General features: G+C 46.6%; 1 protein-coding gene. It reads right to left on the bottom strand.

All coding sequences use genetic code 11. The features are described 5' to 3' along the window. The coding region (locus tag AB4653_RS15010) for a PfaB family protein (protein ID WP_372104611.1) at window positions 1–1,224 on the bottom strand (1,224 nt) is incomplete at both ends.

Below are 1,224 nucleotides of genomic sequence, written 5' to 3'. Positions count from 1 at the left end.
GAGTCATCTCAATCAGCGCATGTGGGTTTTTCCAAACATTTAAGCTGGCCCACATGGAGGCTTCACCTTTGGAGTAACCCAAAGCGAAATCTGGCTGCACTTTGAATTCATCACACAAGAGCTGCGTTAGTAAATAACTACTGCCGACACCTGCAATGGCCAATTCACTGAGCGACATTTCTTGCGCGTCGTCTGCGTAGGTTTTTTCTGCCTGCAGCATCTCTTTCAAGTTACCTTCGCGCTCTAAACGAGCAAATAACTGTGGGAAATGTTGGTGAAATTCGCGCAACATGCCGGGATAAACCGTGCCAACACCAGGGTAAACAAATGCAACGCCACCTTTGCTTTGAGGCTTCGGTGAGAAACAACTGCCCGCTGGCGTTTTGTAGTGGCTATTGTCACCCATTACTTTTGGCAACGCATTTTCTATCGCGGTGATCTCTTGTAGTGCAGCCTCAATTGAAGCCGCCTGAATCACGATGTTTGCACCACGGCCAGCATTGTGTTGAACGCTTTGAAAGTGGCTTAGGTTTGAATGCATCAAGGTGGCGATAGCAAGTTCGCTGTCCGTTGAATCACTAACGCATTTTAGCTCTTCTCTTAACGAGGTTAGCTGAGAAACCAATTCAGTTTGCTCGCAGCCAAAAACCACAAACATCAAACGTTCGCTGGATAGCAAGGTTTTTGGTTCGTGCAAACCGGTCGCTTGAGTCAATATCAGGCTGGTGGCTTTTGGGCTATCGTCACTGAAAGTTAACGCAGCAACACGTGCTTTGTTTGGCTCAGTGAACCAGTAATGGTTAGGTAATGAATGGCTCGGTAATGAACGGCTCGATATCGCATTAATTATATTCAACAATTCATCAAACTGCTGCGAAGCCGATAAGTCAGAGTGTTGCTGTTGATGACTTAAATCTGAAGCGGGGCGGCGTGCAATATCCAGAGCTAGCTGAATGCTATTTCCGGTAGCTGTATCTACAAAGCTCGCCAAATTCGCGTGTGGGTGAATCTTATTCTGAGCAGCATTCAGCGCACTTAACATCAACAATGATGGTGAGTGATGATCCAAACAGAGCTTAACGACATTACCTTGATTGACTGTCTCGATGGCGTGAGCAAGTGCTTGATTAAAATTGCCATCAACCACAACAGTTATCATCTCTGGGAACGAGGGAAATAAGTCGGCAGAAAGCTCAGCCGCGTTTGCTGGCTGAGCTAAAAGAG

Source organism: Vibrio sp. 10N.222.48.A3, assembly GCF_041475345.1.
Lineage (GTDB): Bacteria > Pseudomonadota > Gammaproteobacteria > Enterobacterales > Vibrionaceae > Vibrio > Vibrio tasmaniensis_A.
Note: the sequence above shows the minus strand (reverse complement) of the source record. Positions and strands in the feature narration are given on the sequence as shown.